Source organism: Nonomuraea sp. NPDC050153, assembly GCF_044460125.1.
Taxonomy (GTDB): domain Bacteria; phylum Actinomycetota; class Actinomycetes; order Streptosporangiales; family Streptosporangiaceae; genus Nonomuraea.
Window position 1 is genome coordinate 205,337 of sequence record NZ_JBITJQ010000001.1, and the last position, 22,930, is coordinate 228,266.

General features: G+C 72.1%; 19 protein-coding genes. 13 read left to right on the top strand and 6 right to left on the bottom strand.

Features of this window, described 5'->3' with window-relative positions; translation table 11 throughout:
* Positions 1 to 12: 12 nt before the first annotated feature.
* From murG to ACIBQ1_RS01055, 9 genes are all read left to right on the top strand, one after another.
* Positions 13 to 1,089, top strand: a complete 1,077-nt coding sequence (gene murG, locus ACIBQ1_RS01015; protein ID WP_397273878.1) for an undecaprenyldiphospho-muramoylpentapeptide beta-N-acetylglucosaminyltransferase — start codon at positions 13 to 15, stop codon at positions 1,087 to 1,089.
* Positions 1,086 to 2,483, top strand: a complete 1,398-nt coding sequence (gene murC / locus ACIBQ1_RS01020; protein WP_397273879.1) for a UDP-N-acetylmuramate--L-alanine ligase — start codon at positions 1,086 to 1,088, stop codon at positions 2,481 to 2,483. Before murG ends, murC begins: the two co-directional genes overlap by 4 nt.
* 222 nt (positions 2,484 to 2,705) lie before the next feature.
* Complete coding sequence (locus ACIBQ1_RS01025) at positions 2,706 to 3,371, top strand: cell division protein FtsQ/DivIB (RefSeq protein WP_397273880.1); 666 nt, start codon at positions 2,706 to 2,708, stop codon at positions 3,369 to 3,371.
* A gap of 325 nt (positions 3,372 to 3,696) precedes the next feature.
* On the top strand, positions 3,697 to 5,184 hold the full coding sequence (ftsZ, locus tag ACIBQ1_RS01030) for a cell division protein FtsZ (RefSeq protein WP_397273881.1): 1,488 nt from the start codon (positions 3,697 to 3,699) through the stop codon (positions 5,182 to 5,184).
* Positions 5,185 to 5,288: 104 nt separating this feature from the next.
* A complete protein-coding gene (locus tag ACIBQ1_RS01035; RefSeq protein ID WP_397273882.1) occupies positions 5,289 to 5,981 on the top strand; it encodes a YggS family pyridoxal phosphate-dependent enzyme in 693 nt (230 codons plus the stop codon).
* A 139-nt stretch (positions 5,982 to 6,120) separates the two neighbouring features.
* The gene (locus ACIBQ1_RS01040; protein WP_397273883.1) at positions 6,121 to 6,621 is read left to right on the top strand and encodes a cell division protein SepF; all 501 of its coding nucleotides are present in this window, start codon (positions 6,121 to 6,123) and stop codon (positions 6,619 to 6,621) included.
* Between the two features lie 80 nt (positions 6,622 to 6,701).
* Complete coding sequence (locus tag ACIBQ1_RS01045) at positions 6,702 to 6,989, top strand: YggT family protein (RefSeq protein ID WP_397273884.1); 288 nt, start codon at positions 6,702 to 6,704, stop codon at positions 6,987 to 6,989.
* 106 nt (positions 6,990 to 7,095) lie between these two features.
* Entirely contained in the window at positions 7,096 to 7,971 is an 876-nt protein-coding gene (locus ACIBQ1_RS01050; RefSeq protein WP_397273885.1) for a DivIVA domain-containing protein, read from the top strand.
* 41 nt (positions 7,972 to 8,012) lie between these two features.
* On the top strand, positions 8,013 to 10,151 hold the full coding sequence (locus ACIBQ1_RS01055; protein WP_397273886.1) for a hypothetical protein: 2,139 nt from the start codon (positions 8,013 to 8,015) through the stop codon (positions 10,149 to 10,151).
* Between the two features lie 516 nt (positions 10,152 to 10,667).
* On the opposite strand, the gene ileS is transcribed toward ACIBQ1_RS01055, so the two are convergent.
* The gene (gene ileS / locus ACIBQ1_RS01060; RefSeq protein ID WP_397273887.1) at positions 10,668 to 13,814 is read right to left on the bottom strand and encodes an isoleucine--tRNA ligase; all 3,147 of its coding nucleotides are present in this window, start codon (positions 13,812 to 13,814) and stop codon (positions 10,668 to 10,670) included.
* Between the two features lie 453 nt (positions 13,815 to 14,267).
* On the opposite strand from ileS, the gene ACIBQ1_RS01065 reads away from it, so the two are divergent.
* Genes ACIBQ1_RS01065 through ACIBQ1_RS01075 form a run of 3 tightly spaced genes read left to right on the top strand, consistent with a single transcriptional unit; the run spans position 14,268 to position 16,160 of the window.
* On the top strand, positions 14,268 to 14,657 hold the full coding sequence (locus ACIBQ1_RS01065; protein ID WP_355364900.1) for a TraR/DksA C4-type zinc finger protein: 390 nt from the start codon (positions 14,268 to 14,270) through the stop codon (positions 14,655 to 14,657).
* Positions 14,621 to 15,238 (top strand): signal peptidase II, encoded by a 618-nt coding sequence (gene lspA, locus ACIBQ1_RS01070; protein WP_397273888.1) that lies wholly within the window; start codon positions 14,621 to 14,623, stop codon positions 15,236 to 15,238. The genes ACIBQ1_RS01065 and lspA overlap by 37 nt, the downstream gene beginning before the upstream one ends.
* Positions 15,231 to 16,160, top strand: coding sequence for an RluA family pseudouridine synthase (locus tag ACIBQ1_RS01075; protein WP_397273889.1), 930 nt, complete (start codon positions 15,231 to 15,233; stop codon positions 16,158 to 16,160). The genes lspA and ACIBQ1_RS01075 overlap by 8 nt, the downstream gene beginning before the upstream one ends.
* Positions 16,161 to 16,275: 115 nt before the next feature.
* Here ACIBQ1_RS01075 and ACIBQ1_RS01080 read toward each other — a convergent pair whose 3' ends face one another.
* From ACIBQ1_RS01080 to ACIBQ1_RS01100, 5 genes are read right to left on the bottom strand one after another with little or no spacing between them, the layout of a single operon-like run.
* A complete protein-coding gene (locus ACIBQ1_RS01080) occupies positions 16,276 to 16,587 on the bottom strand; it encodes an AzlD domain-containing protein (RefSeq protein WP_355364889.1) in 312 nt (103 codons plus the stop codon).
* Entirely contained in the window at positions 16,584 to 17,258 is a 675-nt protein-coding gene (locus ACIBQ1_RS01085) for an AzlC family ABC transporter permease (RefSeq protein WP_397273890.1), read from the bottom strand. The genes ACIBQ1_RS01080 and ACIBQ1_RS01085 overlap by 4 nt, the downstream gene beginning before the upstream one ends.
* An 11-nt stretch (positions 17,259 to 17,269) precedes the next feature.
* A complete protein-coding gene (locus tag ACIBQ1_RS01090) occupies positions 17,270 to 18,112 on the bottom strand; it encodes an AraC family ligand binding domain-containing protein (protein ID WP_397273891.1) in 843 nt (280 codons plus the stop codon).
* Positions 18,109 to 19,698 (bottom strand): serine/threonine-protein kinase, encoded by a 1,590-nt coding sequence (locus ACIBQ1_RS01095; protein ID WP_397273892.1) that lies wholly within the window; start codon positions 19,696 to 19,698, stop codon positions 18,109 to 18,111. Before ACIBQ1_RS01095 ends, ACIBQ1_RS01090 begins: the two co-directional genes overlap by 4 nt.
* A 10-nt stretch (positions 19,699 to 19,708) precedes the next feature.
* The gene (locus tag ACIBQ1_RS01100; protein ID WP_397273893.1) at positions 19,709 to 21,601 is read right to left on the bottom strand and encodes a serine/threonine-protein kinase; all 1,893 of its coding nucleotides are present in this window, start codon (positions 21,599 to 21,601) and stop codon (positions 19,709 to 19,711) included.
* A 290-nt stretch (positions 21,602 to 21,891) separates the two neighbouring features.
* On the opposite strand from ACIBQ1_RS01100, the gene ACIBQ1_RS01105 reads away from it, so the two are divergent.
* Positions 21,892 to 22,896 carry a chorismate mutase gene (locus ACIBQ1_RS01105; RefSeq protein WP_397273894.1) on the top strand — a complete coding sequence of 335 codons (1,005 nt, stop codon included), beginning with the start codon at positions 21,892 to 21,894 and terminating at the stop codon, positions 22,894 to 22,896.
* Positions 22,897 to 22,930 lie beyond the last annotated feature (34 nt).

Below are 22,930 nucleotides of genomic sequence, written 5' to 3' on the forward strand. Positions count from 1 at the left end.
GGAGTGACCGAGATGAGGGTGGTCCTCGCCGGTGGCGGGACGGCCGGGCACATCGAGCCCGCGCTCGCCCTTGCGGACGCGCTGCGCCATCTTGACCGGAGCGTCGGCATCACCTGCATGGGCACCGAGCGCGGTTTGGAGACGCGGCTGGTGCCCGCCAGGGGCTACGAGCTGGAGTTGGTGCCGGCCGTGCCGCTGCCAAGGGCGATCACTCCGAGCCTGCTCACCGTGCCCGGCAGGCTGGCCGGAGCGATCAACGCCGCGGCCGGCATACTCGACCGGGTCCGGGCCGACGTCCTCGTGGGCTTCGGCGGCTACGTCGCGACCCCCGCCTACCTGGCGGCCAAGCGGCGCGGCGTGCCGATCGTCGTGCACGAGGCCAATCCCCGGCCAGGGCTGGCCAACCGGCTGGGCGCCCGGCTCACCGAGCACGTCTTCACCGGCTTCCCCGACGCCGTGATGCCCAAGGCCGAATACATCGGCACCCCGCTGCGCCGGGAGATCGTCACGCTCGACCGGCTGTCGGCGGGCGACAAGGCGCGCTCCTGGTTCGGGCTGGAGAACGACCGGCCGACGCTGCTGGTCTTCGGCGGCTCGCAGGGCGCCAGGTCGCTCAACCAGGCCGCGCTCGCCGCCGCGCCCATGCTGCGCAGGGCGGGCGTGCAGGTGCTCCACGTGCTCGGCCCGAACAACACCGTCGACCACGAGCCCCCGCCGGGCGACCCGCAGTACGTGCTGCTGCCCTACGTCGACCGCATGGACGTCGCCTACGCGGCCGCCGACTTCGCGCTGTGCCGCGCCGGCGCGCTGTCGTGCGCGGAGCTGACCGCAGTGGGGCTGCCCGCCGCGTACGTGCCGCTGCCGCACGGCAACGGCGAACAGGCCATCAACGCCGGGCGCATCGCCCGGGGCGGCGGCGGCCTGATGGTCGACGACGCCCAACTGTCACCCGAATGGATCATCCACAACGTGCTGCCCATCCTCCGTGACCCCGAGCGGGTCGCCGCCATGTCGGAGGCCGCCTCCAGACTTGGCCGGAAGGACGCCGATATCATGCTTGCCCGGAAAGTGTTGGAGATAGCCCGATGAGTCTCGTCAAGCTGGTCGATCCCGTCGCCGTAGAGGAGCTGGGGCGGGTGCACTTCATCGGCATCGGCGGCGCAGGCATGTCGGGCATCGCCCGCATCCTCCTCAAGCGCGGGGTGCGGGTGTCGGGCAGCGACGCGCGCAGCTCCGAGCTGATCACCGAGCTGCGCGAGCTGGGCGCCACGGTCCACATCGGCCACGCCGCCTCGCACATCAAGGACGTCGACACCGTGGTCGTCTCGACCGCCATCCGCGACTCCAACCCCGAGCTGGGCGAGGCGCTCAAGCAGGGGCTGCGGATCATCCCGCGGGCCGCCGCGCTGGCCTCGGTGATGGCCGGGCGCACCGCCGTGGCCATCGCGGGCACCCACGGCAAGACCACCACCACCTCGATGCTGACCGTGGCGCTGCAGAAGTGCGGCGCCGACCCGTCCTACTGCGTGGGCGGGCAGCTCGTCACCACCGGGCTCGGCGCCGACGAGGGGCAGGGCCAGGTGTTCGTGGCCGAGGCCGACGAGAGCGACGGCTCCTTCCTCATGCTCGCGCCCGACATCGCCGTGGTGACCAACGTCGAGGCCGACCACCTCGACAACTACGGCGACCCGGACGCCGTGTACGCCGGCTTCGCCCGCTTCGCCGAGCGGGTGGGCTCGCTGCTGATCGTGTGCGCCGACGACCCCGGCGCGGCCGAGCTGGCGCACCGGGCGCGCGAGCGGGGGCTGCGGGTCAAGACCTACGGGGCCGAGGGCGAGGACTACCGCGTGAGCGGGGTCAGGCCCGACGGGTTCGGCACCGTGTTCGGCATCGAGGGCAGGGGCGAGGTCCGCCTGGCCGTCCCCGGGGCGCACAACGCCCTCAACGCCACCGCGGTGATCGCCGTGGCCGACGAGCTGGGGCTGCCCTTCGAGGAGATCAGAGAGGGGCTGGGGGCCTTCACGGGGGCCAAGCGGCGCTTCGAGGCCAAGGGCGAGGCCGGTGGCATCGCGGTCTTCGACAGCTACGCGCACCACCCGACCGAGCTCACCGCCGACCTGAAGGCCGCTCGCGACGTGGTCGCCTCCTACTCCGGCGACGGCCGGGTCATCGCGATCTTCCAGCCGCACCTCTACTCGCGCACGCGGTTCTTCGCCGACGAGTTCGGGGCGGCGCTCGGGCTGGCCGACGAGGCCATCGTGCTCGACGTCTACGGGGCGCGCGAGGATCCCGAGCCGGGCGTCTCGGGCGCGATGGTGGCGGGCAAGGTGCCGCTGCCTCCGGAGCGGGTCGCGTACGCGCCCGACCGGGCACTGGTGCCCGCGATGGTGGCCGAACGGGCGCGGCCCGGCGACATCGTGCTCACCATGGGCGCGGGCGACGTCACGGAGCTCGGCCCCCAGATCGTGGCCCGCCTCTCCTGAGCGTCCCGGCCGCTCCGGCCTCTCCGGCCTCTCCCGGAGGACCGTGACCCGTGACATCGGGGGAGCGCGCGTCTGGGAAGTGCGGAACGCCGGAGTGGCGGCGTTTGGGCGTGGCGCGCGGTGCCGGGGCGCCAGTCGGCGTAGGTTCTGTGCCGACGCTCGCGGCCGGCGCCTGTGGCCGGCATCCGTGGCCGACATGAGGCGGCCGACCTGGGGAGGGCGATGAAGGCGAGGACCGCGTTCCTGGTGCTGCTCACGGCGGGAGTGGTGGGCACGGCCGCCTGGCTGGTGTTCTTCTCACCCGTGCTGGGCGTGCGTTCGATCGAGATCGTGGGAAATCTCACAGTGCCGAGCGAGCGTATCAAGCAGCAGGCCGGTGTGCCGGACCTCCATCCGCTCGCCACCGTGAACCTCGCCGACGTCGAGAGCCGCGTCCTGGGCATCAGACAGCTCGCCAAGGCGAAGGTGGACCGGATCTGGCCGGGCACGCTCAAGATCGAAGTGGTCGAGCGCGAGCCCGTCGCCGCGATCCCCGCGGGCGGCAAGGTGGCGATCGTCGACAAGCAGGGCGTGGTGATCGAGGTCAAGTCCGCGGCGCCGCCCATGCTGCCGGTGCTCAAGGTCGACAACCCCGCCGTCGGCGACCCGGCCATGACGGCGGCGCTGCAGGTCATCCAGGCGGTCCCGGACGTACTGGCGCCCAAGGTGCGGGAAGTGCGCGCGGGCACGGCCGAGGGCGTGACCCTGCTGCTGTCCGACGGGCGCACCGTCATCTGGGGTGGCGCCGACCGCCCCAAAGAGAAGGCCCGCATCCTCACATCGCTGCTCAAACGTGAAAAGGCCACGGTGTACGACGTCAGCTCGCCCGACGTGGTGACGCTGAAGTGATCAAGACTGGGCAAGTGCGCGGCAACGGCATCGCCCAGCTTGTGCGAGGTGGGGGTCGCGGCGTGAGAGCCTTAAGTCGTACGTCGGGAAGAGGAGCCCCCGACCAGGCACGACTTCGGAGCGAAACGGACAGCCCGCGACACGCCGGACGTGCTTGCGGCGCGGTTAGTTGACCCGCCAGGTAGGGGACTCCTACTGTCCGTATCAATCCTCAGGTTGACATAAATCTAAATCTCAACCTGAGGTTGAGAGTTACCCGAAGTGACAAAAAGCGGAGACAATCCGCACCGAAATGGCAAGTCAACGAGCGGAAAGGCCCCTCGTCGTGGCAGCACCGCAGAACTACCTCGCGGTCATCAAGGTCGTCGGCATCGGCGGCGGCGGAGTAAACGCCGTCAACCGGATGATCGAGGAGGGACTCAAGGGCGTCGAGTTCATCGCCATAAACACCGACGCCCAGGCGCTGCTGATGAGTGACGCCGATGTGAAACTCGACGTGGGCCGTGAGCTCACGCGCGGACTGGGCGCGGGCGCCAACCCCGACGTGGGGCGCAAGGCGGCCGAGGACCACCGCGAGGAGATCGAGGAGGTCCTCAAGGGGGCCGACATGGTCTTCGTCACGGCCGGCGAGGGTGGTGGCACCGGCACGGGCGGCGCGCCCGTCGTGGCCAACATCGCCCGGTCGCTCGGCGCGCTCACCATCGGTGTCGTGACCAGGCCGTTCAGCTTCGAGGGACGGCGCAGGGCCATGCAGGCCGAGGCCGGCATCGAGACGCTGCGCGACGAGGTCGACACGCTGATCGTGATCCCCAACGACCGGCTGCTGTCGATCTCCGACCGGCAGGTGAGCGTGCTCGACGCGTTCAAGGCGGCGGACCAGGTGCTGCTGTCGGGTGTCCAGGGCATCACCGACCTGATCACCACCCCCGGTCTGATCAACCTCGACTTCGCCGACGTCAAGTCGGTCATGTCGGGCGCCGGTTCGGCCCTCATGGGCATCGGCCACGCCCGCGGCGACGACCGTTCGGTGGCGGCGGCGGAGATGGCGGTCTCCAGCCCGCTGCTGGAGGCCAGCATCGACGGCGCCCACGGCGTGCTGCTGTCGATCGCGGGCGGCTCCGACCTCGGTCTGTTCGAGATCAACGAGGCCGCGCAGCTCGTGTCCATGGCGGCCGCGCCCGACGCCAACATCATCTTCGGTACGGTCATCGACGACGCGCTCGGCGACGAGGTCCGCGTGACGGTGATCGCGGCCGGTTTCGACGACGTGCCGCCGCCGGTGGAGAAGCCGCTGCCCCGCCCGGCGAGCCGTCCCGCCACCCCGCCCGCGCCGCCCGTGTCGTCGCCTGCGCGGCCGAGCATGGCGTCCCCGAGCGTGAAGTCGGAGCAGCCCGCGCTGCGCCCTGAGCCGCGTGCTGAGGTGCGTCCGGAGCCGCGTGGCGACTTCCGCCCCGAGCCGCGTCCCGAATTCCGTCCTGAGCCCCGTCCGGAGCCGCGGGCCGAGTTCAGGGCCGAGCCGCCCCGCCCGGAGTTCAGGGCCGATCCCCGGCCCGAACCGCGCCCGGAGCTCCGTCCCGAGCCGCCGCGCCCCGAGCCGGTGCGCCCGATGGAGTCGGCACAGGCCCCCGGGCTCGCCGACGACGAGGCGCTGGCCGACGAGCCGTCCGGCCCCGTCTCCATCCCGCGGCCCACGCCCGAGCCCGCCAACCCGCCCACGCCCATCACCTCCCGCATGTCGGAGCCCGCCAAACGTCCTCGGGTGATCTTCGAGGAGCAGGAAGAGGAACTCGACGTCCCCGATTTCCTCAAATAGCCCGGGTAGCCTGACGCCGCTCCCCGGCAGGGGTCCGGGAGCGGCGCCGTCGTGCGCGCTGGGCGTACCGCACGGGCGTGGCGTGTAGTGAAAGGGAGAGGGACGTGAGAAGGGACGAGATCGCGGCCGGGCTCGCCGAGGTCGACACGCGCGTCGCGGCGGCCTGCCGCGCGGTGGGGCGCGACCGCGGCGAGGTCACGCTGATCGCCGTCACCAAGACCCGCCCGGCCGAGGACGTGCGGATCCTGGCCGAGCTGGGCGTGCGCGACGTCGGCGAGAACCGGGACCAGGAGGCCGCGCCCAAGGCGCACGAGCTCGCCGACCTGCCGCTGACGTGGCATTTCGTCGGGCAGCTCCAGACGAACAAGGTCCGCTCCGTCGTCTCGTACGCCGACGTGATCCACTCCGTCGACCGGCTCCGGCTGGTGGAGGCGATCAGCAAGGAGGCCGTGCGCCAGGGCCGCAGGGTCGGCTGTCTCATCCAGGTCGCGCTCGACGACGACCCCGACAGGGGCGGCGCCCGCGCCGCGGACGTGCTGGAGCTGGCCGATGAGGTGGCGCTGGCCGAGGGGCTGTGGCTGGGGGGCGTGATGGCCGTGGCGCCGCTGGGGGAGGAGCCCGCCAAGGCGTTCGCCAGGCTGCGCGAGGTGGCCACGCGCCTGGAGGAGCAGCACCCGCGCGCCACGATGATCTCGTCCGGCATGAGCGAGGACCTCGCCGAGGCCATCGCGTACGGCGCGACACACGTGCGGGTCGGTACGGCGTTGCTCGGTCGTCGCAAGCCCTTCGTCAGGTAATGTCCCCTCAAGTGGGTCTCCAGGCCCATGACCAAGTAGAGGTCGATCAGCGGTGAGCTCCAGGGGGGTACGGCTACCGCCTCGGGATCCGGCGACGGGCTCGAGCGAGTGCGACCATGAGCAGGAGGACGACGTAGCGATGGCCGGCGCGATGCGCAAGATGGCGGTCTACCTCGGTCTCGTGGAGGACGACCGCTACGAGAGGTACGAAACCTACCCGGACGACTACACCTACGATGACGAGATGCAGCGGACCGGTGACGAGCGGCCCGTAGCGGTCCAGGAACGCGACGAGGAGCCCGAGGCGGGGGTGCCCGCGCCCAGGCCCGCCACGACGATCCTGGAGCGCCGCACGACCGATCTGGCCCGCATCACGACGCTTCACCCCCGGACGTACAACGAGGCGCGTACCATCGGAGAGCACTTCCGTGACGGCACCCCGGTCATCATGAACCTGACGGAGATGGTCGACAGCGACGCCAAGCGTCTTGTCGATTTCGCGGCAGGTCTGGTCTTTGGCCTACATGGCAGCATTGAACGTGTTACCAACAAGGTGTTCCTGTTGTCCCCTGCCAATGTCGAGGTGACCGCCGAGGACAAGGCCCGAATCGCGGAACGCGGGTTCTTCAACCAGAGTTAGAGTCTCTGTATGTCTATCGCACCCGACCGGGTCTCGCCGAGACCGGGTGGGCGCATCAGAAGTGGAGGCGCGGCCGGGCCGTGGGGATCGTCAGTCAGATCTTGGTCATCGTTCTGTCCCTCTATCTGGTGCTGCTCATCGGCAGAATGATCTTCGAGATGGTTCAGTCTTTCGCTCGTCAGTGGCGCCCGTCCGGCATCATCCTGGTGCTGGCCGAGGCCACTTACACCGCAACTGACCCACCCCTCAAGTTCCTCCGCCGTTTCATTCCCCCGCTCCGGTTGGGTACGGTGGCCTTTGACCTAAGCTTCACTGTCCTGTTCATCGCCGTGCTGCTGCTGATCCAGATCGTGGGGATGCTGCGATGACGGGGGCGGTGTGGCGCAGGTCGTGATCCAACTCGTGTCCGCGCTGAAGTGATTCGGGTTACCGTCCCTCCGGACAGACTCCAAAGCGCGCCAAGGAGACCAAAAAATGCCGCTGACGCCCGCTGATGTGCGGAACAAGCAGTTCAGTACCACCCGGCTGCGGCCGGGCTACGACGAGGAAGAGGTCGACGCCTTCCTCGACGAGGTGGAGGCTGAGCTCGACCGTCTGATCCAAGAGAACGAGGAGCTCCGCGCCAAGCTGGCCGAGTGCCTGCGTGGGAAGGTGCCGGGCGGCATGAACATGCCCATGGCCTCCGCCCCGGTCCAGGAGCAGCCCAAGCCCGAGATGATGGCTCCGCCGCCCCAGCCGGAGCCCATGCGCGCCCCCGAGCCGCCGCCTATGCAGCAGCCGGTCCCCGTCGCCATGAACATGCCTCCCGCCGAGGACAACATGGACACCGCGGCCCGCGTGCTCGCGCTCGCCCAGCAGACCGCCGACCAGGCGATCTCCGACGCCCGCCGGGAGGCGGACGAGACGGTCACCCGCGCCCGGCGCGAGGCCGACGAGATCCTCACCAAGGCGCGCCGCCAGGCCGAGCAGGTCATCGGCGACGCCCGCGCCCGCGCCGAGACGCTCGAGCGCGACGCGCAGGAGCGCCACCGCCAGGCGATGGGCTCGCTGGTGCAGACCCGCGACGAGCTCGAGCGCAAGGTCGAGGAGCTGCGCAGCTTCGAGCGCGAATACCGCAGCAGGCTCAAGCTCTACCTGGAGAACCAGCTCGCCGAGCTCAACGTCTCCGCCGAGGGCAGCGGTGGGTTCCCGGTGATGTCCGGTGGTCCGTCGGCCGGTCAGGCTCCCGCCATGTCGCACGCCGTGTCGCAGGGCCAGCCGCCTCTTCCCGGTGGTCCCAGCCCGTTCGGCGGCGAGGCTCCGCAGGGCGTCTTCCCCGGCGGTGACGGTCCTCACAACGACCGCCGGTAAAGTAGCGGGTCACTAGGACCTGTCACTCGAAAGAGCCCCCTGTGATCCTTATCAGCGCTGGTTTGGTGCTCGCGGCAGTCGTGTTGCTGATCGCGGGCTTCGTACTGGCCAAGCCGTTCCTGATCATGTGGTCCATCGTGGTCAGCGTGCTGTCCGCGCTGTTCCTCGTGATCGGGGCGTTCCTGCGGCGAAACGAGCTTTTTCCCGGTGGTGGGCAGGCCGCTGCGCCGGCCACCCCACCGAAAGGGCTCATGCCGCCGGGGCCCGGCACGCCGTACAACCAGACCGGCCCCATGGGTCACCAGCCCCCGCCGCGGCCCCATCCGCATCCGCAGACGCCGCAGCGACCGGCGACCGCACCGGCCGCCGCACCCCGCCGCCCCGCGGCGAGCGGCATCTCGCCGGATGCGATCGTGCTGGTGGTCCCGGGACGCAAGCGCTACCACGCGCCCGGGTGCCGGCAGCTGGGCGGCCGGGACAGCGAGGAGCTCACGTACGAGGAGGCACGCGAGGAGGGCTTCACGCCCTGCACGACGTGCCTGCCTGACGCCGCGCTCGGCGGACGGCAGCTGCCGCCTGCCGCCGACCCCGAGCCCGTCGTCGCCCCCGGTGCCGCCGTCACGGCGGTGAGCCGGGCCGAAGACTCCGCGCAGACCCGCGACGTACGTCCGCCGGTCGTCCCGCCGAAGCCTGCCGCGAAGGCTTCCACCCCCGCCCCGGAGTCGGCCGCCTCCCGCGAGGAAGGCGCCACCGCGTGGTTCGGCAGCCCTTCCACCTCCGCCGCCACCTCCTCCGCCGATTCGGATGACGATCAGGCGGACGCGGAGACCTCATATTTCCGGCCGCCGCCTTCCGCGCGCAGGCCCAGCACCTCCGGGCCGAGTGCCTCCGGACCCAGCACGCCCGGTGCCTCCGGACCCAGGCCCGGCGCCTCCGGGCCCGCCAAGCCCGCCGCGCCTTCCGCAGGGTCCGCCACGGGCGCCCCGGGCAAGGCAGGAGCGCCCGCGGGCAAGCCTTCGCAGCGCACGGGCACGCCCGAGCAGCCCGGCACCAAGCCCGCCCGGCCCGCCGGCACGTCCCAGACATCGGAGCCGAAGCCCGGCCAGCCCGGCGCCAAGCCCGGCCAGTCCGGCGGCGCGTCCTCGTCCGAGACGAAGCCCGGCCAGCCGAGTGGTGCGTCCCGGCCGTCGGAGCCGAAGCCCGGTCAGTCCGGTGGCGCGTCCCGGCCGTCCGAGACGAAGCCCGGTCAGCCCGGGGCCAAGCCGGGGCAGGCCGGTGGCCCGCCGTCGGGTGGGAAGCCGGGATCGGCCGGTGCCCGGCCTGGGCAGCCCGCCGCCGGGTCGTCTTCGGGCGTGACCGACGAGGACGACTCCTCGGGGCCCGCCACGGCGCCGCAGCCGCGCGTGCCCTCGTCGGCGGCGCCGGCCCGCCCAGGAGCCTCGGGTGGGGCTTCCGGGCCGTCACAGCGTCCTTCTGGGGCCGCCAAGACGCCTGCCACGGCGGGGGGGAGCGCGACGGTGCCGGAGCGGCCCGCGTCCTCCGCCGAGTCGGAGGCCAAGCCCAAGGGTCCGCTGCCCCCTGGCCCCGGCGCGAGCGCCGCACGCCCCTCGGGCACGGGTCCGGCCGCCAAGCCTTCGACGACGGGAAAGCCTGGCCCCGAACGCCCGTCCGCCACGGCGGCCTCCGAGCGGCCGTCCGCCACGGCCGGCCCGGCCAAGCCGGGCGCTTCCGGCGGTGCGAGCCCGAAGCCCGGGACCTCCGGCGGGCCTGCCGGCTCGGGGACGAAGCCCGGCACGCCCAGCGGGGGTTCGACGCCGGGATCCTCCGGCACGGGCTCCACGGGCTCCACGGGCTCCACGGGCGAGGCCACTTCCGCCAAACCTGGTGCTCCCAAGGGAGACGCGGGCGCGGCGTCCAAGACCACCAAGCCTGAGGCTTCCGGCACTCCCAAGGCCGGCTCCACGGGGTCCGGTTCGTCGGGCGGTGGCGCTGAGGGCAAGGGCGAGCGCACCGGCACGGTGAAGGTGATCATCGGCACCCGCCGCTACCACAGCACCGCCTGCCCGTTGATCAGGGGCGCGGGGGATTCGGGCGTGGAGACGATGACGCTCGCCGCGGCCGAGGCGGCCGGGCTGACGAGCTGCTCGGTGTGCCAGCACGATCGCGAGACGGTGAGCTGAGCGCCCACCACCTCCCGGCCTGACCCGGGCAAGGGCACTGCGGGACGCCTTGACAGCTGCCACAACGCCCGGCCGGCGCCACCCGCCCGGCCCATGGGACCGGCCCGCTCGTCGCCGGCCTGAGCGCCGTCCGCCCCGGGCAATGCCGCCTACGTGCCTGAGGCGATTGCCGGTCCGGCCCGCGGCCCATGCACCTGCACGTCTACGTCAGTTGCCGATCCGGCCTCGGGCGATGCGCCACACCGCACCCGGCGTCGCGGGGTACGGCCCCCCTATAGGCGGCCCACTCCACGGGGCGGCACGCTCCACCAGATGGACAGCGGACCCCGCCCGCCACGTCAAGCACTGGACGGCGGGCCTCTGTGGCGTCGGCCGTTAGCGGGGTGGCTTCACCGTGTTGGGCGCCGGTGGTCCTCGGGTCTGTTGTGGTGGAGGTCGAAGGGCGTGGTGGAGTCGTGGTTCGGGGGAGGGTGGTGGGGCGGGCCTTGAGTGGCGCGCCCCACCGTGGGAACGTCGTCAGGCGCGGCGCAGCTGGAAGGTCAGGGACAGGTCCTCGTCCGTGTGGGACGGGAGGTCCGGCCCCGTGCCCTCCGTGACCGTCGTCGCCAGGACCTCCTCCGCCACCACGTGCCCCTCGGTGCGCAGAGCCGCGGCGAGCTCGGGGGAGGACGTGGCCCACCACAGGTCGATGCGGTCCGTGATCGACAGGCCGGTCGACTTGCGGGCGTCCTGGACCAGGCGGATGACCTCGCGCAGGAGACCGGCCCGGCGCAGCTCGTCCGTGAGCTCCAGGTCCAGGGCCACCGTCTCGCCCGTGCCGGTGCCGATGGCGCCCGTCTCCACCGCCCAGCCCGAGCGGGGCTGCTCGTTGACGATCACGTCGTCCGGGCCGAGCATGATCTCGCCCAGCTCGTCCGCCTCCACCATGACCGTGGATCCCGACCGGAGGGCGCGGGCCACGCGGGTGGCATCGGCAGCGGCCACCGCGGCGGCCACGAGCTTGGTCTGGGAGCCGAAGCGCTTGCCCAGGGCCCGGAAGTTGGGCTTGACCGAATAAGTCACGAGATCGGCGCTAAATCCGGACATGTCTTCCAGGGTGTGGACGTTCAGCTCGTCCGCCACCAGCCCCCGGAGCTCCCCGGGCAGCGCCGGCCAGCCGTGCGCCCCCACCAGGGCGCGGCGGAGCGGCTGGCGGGTCTTGACGCCCGACGAGGCGCGGGCCGAGCGGCCGAGCTCCACCAGGCGGCGCACCAGGGCCATCTGGTCGGACAGCACCGGGTTCAGCAGGTCCTCGCGCACCTCCGGCCAGGGGGCCAGGTGCACCGAGGAGGGCGCCTCGGAGGAGCGCAGGACGTCCCAGAGGTAGTCGGTGATGAACGGCGTGACGGGGGCCATCAGCCGCGTCACCGTCTCCAGGCACTCGTAGAGCGTCGCGAACGCCTCCGGCGACCCCTGCCAGAACCGGCGGCGCGAGCGGCGCACGTACCAGTTGGACAGGTCGTCGAGGAAGTCCGCCAGGCGGCGCCCGGCCCGCTGGGTGTCGTACTCGTCCAGCGACGCCGTGACCTCGGCCACCGTCCTGTGCAGCTCGGCCAGCACCCAGCGGTCGAGCAGCGGGCGCTCGGCGGCCGGCGTGGCCTCGGCGAGCATGGAGGGCGACCAGGACTCGGCGTTGGCGTAGAGGGTGAAGAACGACGAGGTGTTCCAGAGCGTCAGCAGGACCTTGCGGACGATCTCCTCAAGGGTGTTGTGCCCCACCCGGCGGGACGCCCAGGGCGAGCCCGAGCAGGCCATGAACCACCGCAGCGCGTCGGCCCCGTGCTGGTCCATCAGCGGGATCGGCTCGAGGATGTTGCCCAGGTGCTTGCTCATCTTGCGGCCGTCCTCGGCCAGGATGAGGCCGAGGCACAGGACGTTCTCGTAGGAGGACTGGCCGAAGACCAGCGTGCCGACGGCCATCAGCGAGTAGAACCAGCCGCGCGTCTGGTCGGTGGCCTCGCAGATGAACTGCGCCGGGTAGACGCCCTCCGGCTTGCCCCGCTCGCCCCACTGGGCGAACGGCATGGAGCCGGAGTCGTACCAGGCGTCGATGACGTCCGGCACGCGGTGCGCGAGGGCGCCGCACGACGGGCAGTCGAAGGCCACGTCGTCCACGTACGGGCGGTGCGGGTCGAGCGCCGAGATGTCCCGGCCCGCGAGCCGGCCCAGCTCCTCCAGCGAGCCGACGCAGGTCACGTGGGACTCGTCCGCCGAGCACACCCACAGCGGCAGCGGCGTGCCCCAGTAGCGCGAGCGCGACAGCGACCAGTCGACGTTGTTGCGCAGCCACTCGCCGAACCGGCCCCACTTGATCGTCTCGGGGTACCAGTTGGTGCCGGCGTTCTCCGCCAGCATCTTGTCCTTGACCGCGGTGGTGCGGATGTACCACGACGGGAGCGCGTAGTAGAGCAGCGGGGTGTGGCAGCGCCAGCAGTGGGGGTAGCTGTGCTCGAAGTGGCCGCCGCGGAACAGCAGCCCGCGGGCGCGCAGGTCCTCGGTCAGCTCCTCGTCGGCGTCCTTGAAGAACCGGCCGCCGACCATGGGCACGTCGTCGAGGAAGCGGCCGTCGGGGCCGATCGGGTTGACGACGGGCATGTCGTACCGCTTGGTCACGGCCATGTCGTCGGCGCCGAAGGCCGGGGCCTGGTGGACCAGGCCGGTGCCGTCCTCGATGGTGACGTAGTCGCCGAGCACGACGTAGTGCGCGCCGGGGATGTCGACCAGGTCGAACGGGCGGGAGTACGAGGCGTGCTCCAGCTCGCGCCCGGTGTAGCGGGCCACCTCGGTCGCGCCCTCGCCCAGGACCGCCAGCAGCGGCTCGGCGACCACCAGGACCTCGCCGTCGGCGGTGCGGGCCGCGACGTACGTGACGTCGGGGTGCACGGCGACGGCCGTGTTGGACACGAGAGTCCACGGCGTGGTCGTCCACACCAGCAGCGCGGCGCCCAGCTCCGCCAGTGGCCCGGAGGTCACCGGCATGCGGACGTAGACCGACGGGCTGGAGACGGTCTCGTAGCCGCCGGGCTGGCCCAGCTCGTGGTCGGACAGCCCCGTGCCGCAGCGCGGGCAGTACGGCGTGATGCGGAAGTCGCGGAACAGCAGCCCCTTGTCCCACACGACCTTCAGCGACCACCACACCGACTCGATGTAGGACGGGTCCATCGTCCGGTACGCCTGGGACAGGTCGATCCAGTAGCCCATGCGCTCGGTCAGCTGCTCGAAGGCGTCGACGTGGCGCAGCACCGACTCGCGGCACTTGGCGTTGAACTCGGCGATGCCGTATTCCTCGATGTCCTTCTTGCCGGTCAGGCCCAGCTCGCGCTCCACGCCGACCTCGACGGGCAGGCCGTGGCAGTCCCATCCGGCCTTACGCGGGACGCTGAATCCGCGCATGGACTTGTAGCGCGGGAACAGGTCCTTGAACACCCGGGCCTCGACGTGGTGCACGCCGGGCAGGCCGTTCGCGGTGGGCGGACCCTCGTAGAAGACCCAGGACGGGTTTCCGGAGTTCTGCTCCACGGAACGCTCGAAGATCTTCCCGTCCCGCCAGCGGTCCAAGACCTCGCGCTCGAGCGCGGGCAGGTCGACCTGCGCGGGAAGAGAGCGGAAAGATGGGGAAGACATTTCGGGCGTGACCTCCACGCTTCATCGGCCGGTAGGGCGAGCGTGAAGGGACGAAGCCGTACGGCCCCGCGGTACCACCCTTCTTGACCTCGCACGCGGGCGAGGCCCTCTTCATTTGCTCTGCTGCCGGGTCTAATGAGCTCTGGCGAGCCGTTCTTCCGGCGGCTCCGGGGTGATATCCCTCACAGTCGGGCCCCATCAACGCCTTGCAGTCTCAAACCATAACGCAGAGTGGAGCAGAAGGCTTCCTGGTTTCCCAGGGCGGGCCGGCCGCGGTGCCGTTGGTAGGCGGCCGACAAAGTTGTGGGAATGGACGCCCCTGTGGGGGAGTTTAATCCGCGAGGCGGGATAGTACGGGGGAGGTAAACCGTCCGGCGGGTCGTTTGCCGTTCCGTTATGTGGATCCTAAGCTGCCCGCACCATTCACGGCCTTGATCAGCAATGGAGGCAGCCATGGCGGCAGTCACGCAGACCGCTACACCTTCGATGTGGTCGCAAGAGGAGCTGGCCGAGGTACGCGGCAGGCTCCAGAGCGAGATCGACCAGCTCAACGCGGACATTCTCCGCCACGAGACGGAGATAGCCTCTGGAGACGTCACCCAAGGGGCGGGAGACGACCAGGCGGACGCGGGCGCGAAGACGTACGAGCGCGAACGCGAGATCGCCCTTACCCTGAATGCGCGCGATCTGGTCGCGCAGAACGAACGTGCGATCGCCAGGATCGACGCAGGGACCTATGGAGTGTGCGAATCGTGCCACAAGCCGATCGGCAAGGAACGCCTTCAGGCGTTCCCGAGGGCGACGCTGTGCGTGGCCTGCAAGCAGAAGGAGGAGCGTCGGTAGGCGGCCCCCGCGGGCGCCTGTTCGCCGTCCTCGTCGTGCTGGCGGCCGTGATCTACACGGCCGACCTCATCACCAAGACGGTGGTGTTGCGCACACTTGAGGGCCGGGCGCCACTCGTCGTGATCCCGGACGTGCTGCAGTTCCGGGTGATCTTCAATTCCGGTGCCGCGTTCAGCATCGGCACCGGAATGACCTTCATCTTCACCTTCATCGCCGCGGGCGTGGTCGTCGCCATCGTGCGCACCGCCCGCAAGCTCGGCAGCCGGGCCTGGGCGGTCACGCTCGGGCTGCTGCTCGGCGGCGCGCTCGGCAACCTGACCGACCGGCTGCTGCGCTATCCCTCGGGGATCGGGCGCTCCACGCAGCTCCAGGGGCACGTCGTCGACTTCATCGAGGTGCTCCCCGGGCATTTCCCCATCATCGACTACTTCCCCGTGTTCAACATCGCCGACTCGGCCATCGTCTGCGGCGGCATCCTGGCGGTGCTCCTGGCCTGGCGCAACGTGCAGATCGACGGGTCCAAGGAGATCCCGGAGACCAAGGGGCCCAAGGAGACCAAGGAGGCGGGCGAGGATGACTGAGCAGCGGAGCCTGCCCGTCCCCGACGGGCTGGAGGGCGAGCGGCTCGACGCCGCCCTCTCGCGGCTGTTCGGCTTCTCCCGCACCCGCGCGGCCGAGCTGATCGGCGCGGGCGAGGTGCTGGTGGACGGGCGGCAGCCGGCCAAGTCCGACCGGGTGCACGCGGGCGCGTGGCTCGACGTGACGATGCCGCCGCCGGTCACCACGCCGATGCCGGTCGCCGAGCCGGTGCCGGGCATGACGATCGTGTACGAGGACGACGACATCGTCGTGGTCAACAAGCCGATCGGCGTGGCCGCCCACCCGACCGTCGGCTGGACCGGGCCGACCGTGATCGGCGGGCTGCTCGGGGCCGGCCACACGATCGCCACCAGCGGGGCGGCCGAGCGTCAGGGCATCGTGCACCGGCTCGACGCCAACACCACGGGGGCGATGGTGGTGGCCAAGAGCGAGGTCGCGTACTCGCGGCTCAAGCGGGCCTTCAAGGAGCGCACGGTCGACAAGCGTTACCACGCGTTGGTGCAGGGGCATCCCGACCCGTTCAGGGGCACGGTGGACGCGCCCATCGACCGCCACCCGTCCGGCGACGGGCGCTTCGCGGTGGTGGCCGGCGGGAAGCCGTCGGTCACCCACTACGACACCGTCGAGGCGTTCCGCGCGGCCTCGCTGCTGGACATCAAGCTGGAGACCGGGCGTACGCACCAGATCCGGGTGCACATGGCGGCGCTGCGGCACCCCTGCGTCGGGGACCTGCTCTACGGTGCGGACCCGACGCTGGCGGCCCGGCTGGGGGTCACGCGGCAGTGGCTGCACGCGGTGGCGCTCGGGTTCGAGCACCCCACCACGGGGGACTGGATGTCGTTCGGCACGGACTATCCGCACGACCTGCAGAAGGCACTGGACATCGTCCGCGCCGAGTCCTGAGCGCTCCCGCCTGCCGCCTCAGCCGCCTGAGAGGCTCGCGAAGGGCGGTGTCGTCGCGCCCGGCTTGCTCGCCGGGCGGGTGCGGGCTCGCCGGGCCGATCGGCGTGCACGGCGACTACCCGAGAAACCACCGGGCCAGCGCGGTGACGACGGCCGCCGAGGCCAGGACGACCAGGAACGGCGCCCGCAACAGCAGCGCGACGACCGCGGCGCCCAGCCCGGCCGTGCGCGCCGGGTCGAAGCGCAGCCCGCCCTCCTCCGTGAACACCTGCACCGCGATCAGGGCCGCCAGCAGCGTCACCGGCACGAGTTCGGCGAACCTGCGGATCGCCGGATGCTCCAGCACCCGGCGCGGCGCCGCCAGCCCGGCCAGCTTGAGCGCGTAGCAGCCCGCGCAGACCGCGGCGATGGCCCACCACAGCGTCATCGCGCGTTCACCACCAGCACCGCGCCGAGCACCGGCAGGGCCGACAGCAGCACGGGGACGCCGGGCGGCAGGAACGGGGTGGCGCACAGGGCGATCGCCACCGCGGCGCCGGCCAGCCAGCGCAGCTCGGCGCTGGCCGTCAGGCGGGGCCACAGGATGGCCAGGAACGCCGCCGGGCCCACCACGTCCAGCCCCAGCACGCCGGGGTCGCCCAGGAACGACGCGCCGTAGGCGCCGGCCAGTGTGGTCAGGTTCCAGGTGAGGTAGAGGCTGGCGAACGTGGTGACGAAGCCCGTACGGGCCGCCTCCCGGGTCGGCTGGGCCAGCGTGACGGCCGTCGTCTCGTCGATCACCCCCTGCGCGGCCAGCAGTCGGCGCGGCCCGCGTACCCGCAGCAGGTCGGCCAGGCGCAGGCCGTAGAGCGTGTTGCGGCCGCCCAGCAGCAGCGCGCCCAGGGTGGCGGCCACCAGGTCGCCGCCCGCGCCCACCGCGCCGGTCAGCGCGAACTGCGAGGCCCCGGTGAACGCCAGCAGGCTCAGCACGCACGCCTGCGGCACGCTCAGGCCCGCGGTGATCGCGGCGGCGCCGAAGGCGAGCCCCGACAGCCCCACGGCCACGCCCACGCCGAGGCCGTCCCGCACGGCGGCGGAACGGTGAGTTGTCTGTTCCATGCTGCAAGAGGCTAGGAGGTGGGGGAAGCGCCGGTCTTGTACGTTCCTGCAGCACGCTGGTACGCCGCGGGCGGCACGCCCACGATGCGCTTGAAATGCCGGTTGAGGTGGGCCTGGTCGGTGAAGCCCACCTCGGCGGCCACCTGCGCCGGGCGTACCCCGGACTGCAGCAGGCGGCGCGCCTGGCGCACCCGCAGCGAGGTGAGGTACGCGTGCGGCGGCAGCCCCGTCTCGGCCTTGAACGCCCGCAGCAGCGCGAACGGCCGCGCGCCCACCGCCTGCGCCAGGTCGTCCAGCGTCGGCGGGTCGACGAGGCTGTCGTGCAGCAGGTCGAGCGCCTCCCGCACGGCCCGCAGGCCCTCGGCGGGCAGGAGCGCCGTCGGCCTGGGCGTGGCGTGGCGGGTCACCAGCCGCGCGAACAGCGTGCGGCTCAGCGTGGAGGCGGCCAGCGCGTCGCCGCGCTCGGCCGCCTGGTGCGCCCTGCCGAGCAGCAGCGCCACCTCGTCGTCGCGCACCACCTGCCTGGGGAAGTGCGGCGTCGCGTACGGCACGCCCAGCTCGGCGGCGATCCCCGCCAGCGTCTCGATGGACGGGTAGAGCATGCGGTAGGACCAGCCGTCCGGCGTGCCCGCCTGGCCGGTGTGCACCGACTCGGGGTTGACCAGCACCACCTCGCCCGCACCCGCCCGGTGCAGGGTGCCGCGGTAGTCGAACTCCTCCACGCCCCTGACGATCATGCCGATGGCGTACCCGTCGTGCACGTGCCGGGTGAAGCGATGGGTGACGTAGCGGGCCTTGAGCAGGTCGGTGCCCGGCACCGCCGGGTGCCGCCAGAAGCGGGCCTGCTCTTTCATAGAGGCCGGAAGGTCTTCGCGAACGTCTCGAAGTAGCGCCGGTCCGCGGCCCAGCGGGCGTCGGTGGTCTCCCAGTAGAGGGCGAACGGGCGGCCGTCGGCGGTGCGGAAGCCGCGGTTGATCACGTGGATCACCTGCCTGCCGCGCAGCCTGGTGAACTCCCAGTCGGCGGCCCGGAGCCCGAGGTAGCGGGTGGAGGTGATGCGGATCCGCTTGTAGCGGACGAACTCGCCCTTCGCGTTGATCTCCTTCTCCAGGCTGGCCCACTGCTTGGCCGGGTCCGCCCAGGCGAACTCGGGCACCGTCCACTCCACGATCATCGTCCCGGGGGTGCCGGGGCCCTTGATCGAGATGCTGTCCCTGGTGGCGTGCTTCTCGGCCCGCCACCCCTCGGGGACGGCGATCCCGAAGCGGCCCTGCGTGCTCCTGAACGCCTTCCACCCCGCGGGCACCTGCTGCGCCGTCGTGGTGGGCTCGGGCGTGGGTGTGGGCGTGGGCGTGGGGGTGCTCGACGAGGTCGGCCCAGTAGCCGGCGCAGTAGTCGGCCCGGTAGTCGGTTTGGTGGTGGGGCTGGGGCTCGTGGTCCTGGAGGTGCCCGTCCAGTGGTTGGAGAGCAGGAAGCCGCCCGCGCCCAGCACCGCCACGGCGGTGGGCAGGCCGATCCACAGCGCCTTTCCGCGCCCGGGGCGTGCCGGGAGGGTGGGGTGCGGCCCCTCGGCCGTCTTCGCGGCGCCGCCGGTCGCCGGCCGCCAGGCCGCGGGGGCCGTCTGATGGGCGGAGGGGCCCGCCGCCGCCTCGTACAGCAGCCTCGCGGCCTCCGCGGCGGGCAGGCGCTCGGCCGGGTTCCTGCGCAGCAGCCCCATGATGACCGGCCGCAGCGCGCCTGCCCGCGCCGGCGGCTCGGGCACGTCGCGCAGCACCGCCGCGACCGTCGCGGCCCACGAGTCGCGCTTGAACGGCGGCTCGCCCTCGACGGCCGCGTACAGCGTCGCCCCCAGCGACCACAGGTCCGACTCGGGGCGCGCGGGCTCGCCGTTGAGGCGCTCGGGAGGCATGTACGCGGGCGTGCCGACCAGCCCGCCGGTCGCCGTCAGCCCCGCCTCGGCCTCCAGCGAGGCGATGCCGAAGTCGGTGAGCACGACCCGGCCGTCGTCGGCCAGCAGCACGTTCTCCGGTTTCACGTCACGGTGGAGCACCCCGGTGGCGTGCGCGGCGCGCAGCGCGTCGAGCACCCGCCCGCCGATCACCGCGACCTGCCCCACCGCGAGCGGCCCGCGCTCGCGCACCACCTCGGCCAGCGAACGCGAGCGCACGAGCTGCATCACGATCCACGGGCGGCCGTCCTCCTCGACGACGTCGTGGATGACGATCACCGACGGGTGGTCGAGGCGGCCCGCCGCCCTGGCCTCCCTGATGGTCCGGCCGTTGAGCTCGGCCCGCTTGGCGTCGCCGACGCCCGTGTAGCGGACCTCCTTGATGGCCACCGTGCGGTCGAGCAGCTCGTCGTAGGCCCGCCAGACCACGCCCATGCCGCCCTCGCCGAGCGGCTCGATGAGGCGATAGCGGTTGCCGACCTGCCTTTCCACGCGGTGAAGCCTACTTGGCCGGTTCGAACGTGGCGCAGAACCCTTCGAAGAAGTCGTAGTCCGCCTTCCAGTGGCTCTTCAGGGTGTGCCAGTAGATCGCGTACGCCCGACCGTTGTCGGTGATGAAGCCCCGGTTGCGCACCCGCGTCTTGCCGGTGTTGGTGTTCCAGGTGAAGTCCCAGTCCGCGGCGGCCTTCTGGAAGCCCTTGACCCGCTTGATGTCCATCTTCTCGTAGCCGCCGAAGTTGTTCTTGAGGGACGGCTCCTGCTTCTTCCAGTCGTCGTACGGGTCCTTGCTGGACCTCCCGCCGTCCTCGATCATGAGGTAGGCGTTGGAGGCCGCGCCGGGGCCCCTGAACTTGACCTGTTTGCCGCCGCGGGTCAGCACGTCCCAGCCCTTGGGCAGGCCGATGGAGAAGCCGAGCTTCTTGTCCTTGTACATCTTCCAGCCGGCCGGCAGCGGGTTTTCCTTCTTCTCGGTCTTCTCGGGGGTCGGGGTGGCCGGGGCCGTGGCCGTCGGCGACGGCGGCGGTGAGGCGCTCGGCTCGGCGGAGCCCGACGAGGACGCGCTCGGCGACGCCTGCGAGGGCGGCCCCGTGGACACCGTGGCCTGGGACGCGTCCTTGTCCGGACCGCCCTCATCGGGGGCCGAGCGCAGGCCGAGGTAGCCGCCGACAGCGGCGACGAGCACGACGGCCACGCCCGCCGCGACGACCGGGCCGGCCCGGCGCTGGTCCGTCCTGGCCGCGTCCATCGTGGACTCGGCGGGGGGCGCCGGGTCCACGGTCGGCGCGGGCGTGATCCGCGACCCGGTCTCGGGAACGGCGGGTTTCGGGGTCGAGATCGGGGTGGCGACCAGGTCCGGGTCGGTCGGGGCGTAGTCGTCGTCGACGGGCGGCGCCTGGCGCAGCTTGCCCAGGGCGCGGAACCTGCTCTGGACGGCGGCCTTGCCCTGCGCGGAGGCCTCGCTCTGCGACGGCGGCTGAGCCGGGGCGGGGGCCTTGCGCGGCGGCGGCGGCGTGGTGGGCCGCGGCACGCGGACCGTGTGGGTCGCGGGGAACTGCGCGGTCGGCGGCGGGCTCGCCTGCGCGATGACCTGCCGCAGCATCCGCTGCGCTTCCTCGTACGTCACCCGCTGGACCGGCTCCTTGGACAGCAGGCCCATGATCACATCGGTGAGCGGGCCCGCGTGCGGAGCGGCATCGGGCTCGTCGGTCAGCACGGCGTGCATGGTCGCCAGAGCCATCCCCCGCTCGTGCGGAGAGCGCCCTTCCACGGCCGTGTACAGCGTAGCCCCTAACGACCACAGGTCCGACTCGCGCCGCGCGGGCAGCCCCTTGAGCCGCTCGGGCGCGATGAACGCCGGCGTGCCGGCCAGGCCGGTCACGGTGAGCTGCGTCTCGGTCTCCAGCGTGGCGATGCCGAAGTCGGTCAGCACGACCCGGCCGTCGTCGGCCAGCAGCACGTTCTCAGGTTTGACGTCGCGGTGCAGCACGCCGGCCTCGTGGGCACGGTGCAGCGCGTCCAGCATGGCCAGGCCGATCTCGGCCACCCGCTTGGGCGGCAACGGCCCGTCCTGCTTGATCACGGCGCCCAGCGAACGCGACTGTACGAGCTGCATGACGATCCAGGGCCGGTCATCCTCCTCGATCACGTCGTGCACGACGATCACGTTGGGATGCTCGAACCTCGCCGCCGCCCTCGCCTCGCGCATCGTGCGCCGGTTGAGCAGCTGTACTTCCTCGCCCAGGGCGGCCGCGTACCTGACCTCCTTGACCGCGACAGTGCGGTCAAGAAGCTCGTCGTAGGCGCGCCAGACAATACCCATCCCGCCCCTGCCGATGGGTTCCTGCAGTTGGTAGCGGCCGGCGATGCGGCGTCCCTCCTGCTTGCGATCCGACATCAACGGCCTCAAACCCTCCTCTAGGCCAAGAAATACTCCCATAGAGAGGGATCAACAGCGACTCGCCTGAAGGACAGTCCGTGATGTGAGAAGGGTCGTCCAGCAGGTGAAGCCATGGGTGTAGTGTTTCAGACATGACTTGTCGCTACGCGTTTATCGAGCCGGCTCCGGGAGAGCCGGTCGTCAGCTAGCGACCACCTGGAGCCGGCACGAGGCAGAGACGCCACCGTCTCTGCCTTTTTGGTTTTCTCGCCGGCTTCGCGGGGCCGGCCCGAGTTGGGGAGTCGAACATGTCATCGACCTTGGAACGGCACGCCGTGGCGGTGGGCGGGACGCTCGTGGGCGAGGGGCCCGCCGTGGTGATCGGCGGCCGGGTCAGCCTGCGGGCGTACCGCGGGGAGAGCGACGCGTACGAGGTGCTGGGCGAGCGCGCCACGCTGGTGGAGCCGTACTCGGCCGCCGATCTGCCGGCCATCGCCGAGCGGGCGGACGCGGTCGTGGTGGGCTCGTCGTGGACGCGCGACATCCCGCTGGTGCGGGCGGCGGCCGGGCTGGGGCTGCCGGTCGTGGTGGAGCGGCGACCCGCCGCCCCGCTGGAGGAGTGGCTGGAGCTGGCCGACTACTGCGCGCGGGAGGGGGACGGGCAGGTGCTGCTGTGCGAGGGCGGCCGGCTGGACCTGGGGCTGATGCGGGCGGCCCGCGCCGCCTCGGGGCGTCCGGTGCTCGCCGACGTCTCGCGGAACGCGGCCCTGTCGGCGGCGGCGGTCGCGGCGGGCGCCGACGGGCTCGTCGTGGACTCGGGCGCCCCAGCGGCCGGTGGGGCGGTGGGTGGGGCGGCCGGTGGGGCGGCCAAGCTCGGGACCTACGCCGGGGCGAAGGCGGCGGAGCCCTCCAAGAGCGGGGCGCTGGAGTTCGTGGGCCCCGGGAGCCCCGCCGAGCCGCGGCAGGAGACCTCCCCGGCGTCGGCGATGCGGGCGGCCGAGGAGGCCGTGACGGTCGTGGGCGCCCTGGTGCGGCACGAGGCGCCGGCCACGCTGCCGGAGTGCCGGGAGGCGATCGACCGGGTGGACGCGGCCCTGGCCACGCTCCTCGAACGGCGGGCGGCGCTGGCGGGCATCGTGCAGCGGATCAAGCCGGTGGGCGGGTTCGCGGGGCGCGACCTGGCGCGGGAGCGCGCGCTCGTGGCGCGGATGGCGCTGCGCGCGCCGTCGCTGGGGGAGGCCCGGCTCGCCCCCATCATGAACGCCGTCATCGAGGCGGGCCTCCACCTGGCCGAGGAGCGCTCGGCCGAGTGAGCGGGCGTCCCGGAGCGGCCCAGGGAGCGGCCCA